The organism is Streptomyces sp. NPDC054956 (genome assembly GCF_053609185.1).
On the sequence record NZ_JBSGXB010000664.1, the window covers coordinates 1 to 1,129 of the forward strand.

1 protein-coding gene is annotated in these 1,129 nt (G+C 74.2%); it reads left to right on the plus strand.

Annotation, left to right across the window (positions count from 1 at the left end; all coding sequences use genetic code 11):
- The first annotated feature begins 122 nt into the window (after window positions 1–122).
- A complete protein-coding gene (locus ACWGDE_RS39135; protein ID WP_453393845.1) occupies window positions 123–854 on the plus strand; it encodes a hypothetical protein in 732 nt (243 codons plus the stop codon).
- The last annotated feature ends 275 nt before the right edge of the window (window positions 855–1,129 follow it).

The window sequence follows — 1,129 nt, forward strand, 5'->3', positions numbered from 1 at the left end:
CAACCGGAATCGTGGCCCCGGCCGCGTCCGGCGGGAGCATGATCCGGCCGTCGGGCGTTGGATCGTTGAAAGCAGCGGTCCCGTTGGACGCACCGCACCACCTGATTGACGAGGAGGACCCGATGAGCACGGCCCACGAGGCACGGCAGTGGCCGGACGAGGTCAGTGTCGACAACGCGAGGACGACGCTGCTGCAGCTCCTCGCGCGGGCGGGGGTCCCCTCCGGTGACGCGTGGGACCTGATCGGGCTCGTGGAGGCGGGTTCGCTGGCTCTCGCGTACGAGGAGCTGAGCGGCGGTGGCCGGAGTGCGCCGGGGGACAAGGGGGAGGAGTACGAATCGGGCTGGCTCGACGGCTCCGCGGACCTCCTGGAGGAGCTCGGCGCCGTGGCCGAGCGGGCCCTGCTGCGGGTCGTGAGCCCGGACGGGCAGCCGGGCCCGGCCGGGGAGCACCCGCGGGCCGGACGTATGGAGGTCGAGCGGGCGCGGGTGGCGCTCACGCCCCTGTACCTGTCGTTCACCACGGTCTCGGAGCTGGACCCGGAGGTGACCGAAGAGGTGCTCCGGGCCGTCCTCGGCACGATGAGCCCCCGGCAGCGAGCCGGGTACGCCGGGCGGCTGACGCAGTTCGCCACGGCCCACCGTGACCGGCTGGTGCGGCTGTTCGCGGAGTTCGGACCGGGAAGCGCGATCACGGTCCACGGCCGCTACTCCCTCCTCCACTCCGCGACGAGCATCGCCGTACTGGAGCGGCTCGCCGCCACACCGCGGGAACTCCGGGAGGAGTGGGACGCCGCGGAGCTGCCGCCGGCCTGGCTGGACGGACTCACCACCGCCTGGAACACCCCGGCCTGACCGCCGCCTGCGGGCGCCGCTGCGGCGCGCACACCGCAACGCCCGTCCCGGCCACGGCTCCTCGTCCGCGGCCGGGACGACAGGTCAAGCGGCCCGCGCGCCTGGCCGGGGATCTCCGGCGCTCCGGCCGCGCCCCGGCGTTACCTCAGGGCCTCGAAGGAGGAGACGAGGTCGGACGGGGAGGGAAGCGCGTTGATGTCGGCCTGGGTGGCGGCGGCGGCCTTGCGGAGGTCGTCGTCGGTGAGGAGACGGTTGAGCAGGTCGGCGTCCACGCC